Raw genomic sequence first — 3307 nt, forward strand, 5'->3', positions numbered from 1 at the left:
TTTTTGTACCGGAGTTAACTCGTTGTTAATGAGGATGCAAAAATTTAAAACAACACAGAGTTTGGCAACAAAGATGCTTTTTAGACCGGGCTCACAGATATAACAACCATTACCGGTCACAAACAATTTCTTGGCAATGAGAACTTTTACAATTTTTTCAGCAATAACGTTACTTACTGTTTTGCTTTCGCAGTCACTAACAGCTCAGTCTCCACGAAAAATAATCCGGGAAGCCGAAAAGCTCATCGATCTGGAACTATACGATGACGCCGTTTCGATGCTTATTCCCCTCACCCAAAAAGAACATCCTGAGGCTTTGCTTCTTAAAGGTTTTGCGTTAATGGCACAGGAAAACCATCAGGAGGCCGTCAAAGTACTCCAAACAGCCGCTTCGCATTACCCTCTGGACAAAAAAAACAACGAGGAGACCATCGAAGCGCATTACTACCTCGCCCGAAGTTACCGGCTTAACGAAAAACCCGATAAATCGCTTGAAGTATTCAACAATCTGAAAAACCATGTGAAAGACGAAGAATTATCAGCTGATATCGAAAGGGAAATTCAGTTCTGTAAGAACATGAAAGAACTAATGGCTAATCCCATAGATATTGAAATTGAACATCTGGGTGCAACCATTAACAGCAAATACGAAGACCACAGTCCCATTACCCTTTACGATGAGTCCACTATCTATTTTACTTCAACAAGGCCGGTAGACAGCATTGATAGCGACGGGCCCTATTTCGAGAATATTTACGTCAGCCATTGGCGAGGTAACAAATGGACCGAACCAACCCTGCTGGAAATCCCGGGGTATAGAGGGATAAACAGAGCTACAGTTGGTCTTACTCCCGACGGACAGGGACTCATATTCTATCAGAATGACGGGCTGGCCGGTTCTCTCTTCATCTCCCGCAAAACATTCGACGGATGGAGTGAGCCGGAACCACTGCCGGCTCCTGTTAACTCCGGGTTTAATGAAACGCATGCTTCTTTCTCTCCCGATGAAAACACCATCTACTTCTCCAGCGAACGCCCAGGTGGCTATGGCGGCAAAGACATTTATTATTCAAATCGTTTACCGGACGGAACCTGGGGAAAGCCAATTAACGCCGGGAAAAACATTAACACCGAATGGGACGAGGAAGGCCCGTTTATTCACCCTGATAATAAAACTCTCTACTTTTCGTCATCAGGACATAACTCAATGGGTGGATACGACATCTTTAAAAGTACCAAAACAGATGATGGCTGGACAAAAGCCGAAAACATAGGTTATCCGGTTAACTCCGGAGCCGATGATGTGTTTTATATTCCCACGCCTAACAGCCAAAGGGTCTATTTCTCATCCCGTAAGGAAGGAACACTGGGGCAGTCGGACTTATTCTTGCTCCATTTCCCCAAAAACAGTGAACGATACATGGCTGTTGTCTCCTCCCATGTTTTTAACAGTGAAAATCAACCTGCCAGGAATGCTACCATCTTTGTGACCAATAAAACAACAAAAGAACTGACAGGAACATACAGAGTTAATCCTGCCACCGGGAAGTTTGTAGCCATTATTCCGGCGTACGAGAAATATGAATTAAACATCGAATGCGAAGGGCACGCCCCTCATTCACAAACCTTTGAACTAGGTTTAAAAGACGACTACAAATCAAAAGAGAGAGCCATATATTTGCCTTCTGTCACACTGGAACCGGAAGAAAAAGGAACCGGCCGGGAGTGATTGCCGTGTAACACAAGAGGGTGCAAAAAAAGACCCGATTTTTTTCAGAGGAACGCTGCCGGCAACTTTTGAGGTCTTGTAAGCATGAATTATTTTTGCCCGGGAAAAAATTCGCTCATGATCAAAAACAATAAAATAATTCTCAGGGCCCTTGAGCCGGCAGATGCCGACCTTCTATACCAATGGGAAAACCAGATGGAACTGTGGCAGGTAAGCAATACGCTTACACCGTTCAGCAGACACCAGATACTTACTTACATCAATCAAATCTCTCTTGATATTTATCAAACCAAACAATTACGGTTAATGATAGATGTCCCCAACAAGGGGAAACAGGAAAGCATCGGCATGATTGACCTTTTCGACTTTGATCCCTACCACAGCCGTGGCGGCATCGGTGTTATGATTTTTAAACCCGAACGTGGAAAAGGGCACGCAAAAGAAGCTGTTGCCCTGTTTACCGAATATGCCTTCAACCACCTGGGGCTCCATCAGGTTTTTTGTGATATTTCGGAAGATAACGAGGCCAGCATCAGGCTCTTCGAAAGCCTCGGCTTTGAGTTCGCAGGCCGGAAAAAAGAATGGCTCAAAACGCCAACCGGGTATAAAGATGAATTGATGTATCAAAAAATAGCGGCATCGCACCGTTCGGTCTGATGGCTACTGAAGCTCTTCGAAAGCAGGGAACCGGCTTTCTACGGAATGGCTTCCTTCCTTTAAATCAATATAAATACAATAGTGCTTTAAACCATTGGTCAACACCAGATAAGGCACCTCAAGAGCAGTATTATACCGGGCTGCCTGGGATAAAGTGTTTTCATCAACTTTAACCGATGGTGCTTTACACTCCACAATCATTGCAGGCTTTCCCCGACGGTTGTACAAAACAATATCGCACCGCTGCGACAATCCGTGAACTTTGATCATTTTTTCCACACCGGTCAGATTTTGCGGATATTTTAGATGCCTGTTCATGAATTGTAAAAAATTCTGACGCACCCATTCCTCGGGTGTAAGAGCCACAAACTTTTTGCGAACCTCATCAAAAATAAACTTTTTGCCGTTTTCTTCCTTATAACGGAAGGAAAACACGGGCAAATTCAACTGTTGCATATCGCAAAAAGGTACTACCCTTCTTTTTAGTGGTTAAATACTTATATTATATATTAATAGACCGTTAGATTATTAGATTTAAGATACAAGATGATTCGTATCCCATTGAAAATCTGCATTTCATAAAAACAAACCCATAAATAAAACCAATTGAATCTAAGATGTTTACAAAAGCTTAACGGACTATTGATATATGACACTGTTTAAATAGTGTCTGTCCATAAAGTACCATTTGCTGTGTTACGCTTGCGGCCAAAATCCTCATTTACGATTAGTAAACTCCGGTTTTGGCGGCTTCGCAAGGCTTGCAACTGGCACTTTCTGAACAGACACTCATATTGTGAAAATTTATGCGAGTTTATAGACACGCACTAAATATAGTTGATATGTGGTTGAAATATTGTTTTTTTTTGATTGATGTAATATAAGATGCAATATAGTTGCTATTATTTTTACATTCCGGTA

General features: G+C 42.4%; 3 protein-coding genes. 2 read left to right on the top strand and 1 reads right to left on the bottom strand.

All coding sequences use genetic code 11. The features are described 5' to 3' along the window. The first annotated feature begins 136 nt into the window (after positions 1-136). Together OQ5_RS0102190 and OQ5_RS0102195 are read left to right on the top strand one after the other, a co-directional pair. On the top strand, positions 137-1729 hold the full coding sequence (locus tag OQ5_RS0102190; RefSeq protein WP_016775923.1) for a tetratricopeptide repeat protein: 1593 nt from the start codon (positions 137-139) through the stop codon (positions 1727-1729). Between the two features lie 117 nt (positions 1730-1846). After that, a complete protein-coding gene (locus tag OQ5_RS0102195) occupies positions 1847-2386 on the top strand; it encodes a GNAT family N-acetyltransferase (RefSeq protein WP_016775924.1) in 540 nt (179 codons plus the stop codon). Positions 2387-2389: 3 nt separating this feature from the next. Here the strand turns inward: OQ5_RS0102195 and OQ5_RS0102200 are convergent, their stop codons facing one another. After that, entirely contained in the window at positions 2390-2842 is a 453-nt protein-coding gene (locus OQ5_RS0102200) for a type I restriction enzyme HsdR N-terminal domain-containing protein (protein WP_016775925.1), read from the bottom strand. Between the last annotated feature and the right edge of the window lie 465 nt (positions 2843-3307).

Source organism: Anaerophaga thermohalophila str. Valhall, assembly GCF_000250735.1.
In the GTDB taxonomy this organism is placed as follows: Bacteria; Bacteroidota; Bacteroidia; order Bacteroidales; family Marinilabiliaceae; genus Anaerophaga; species Anaerophaga thermohalophila_A.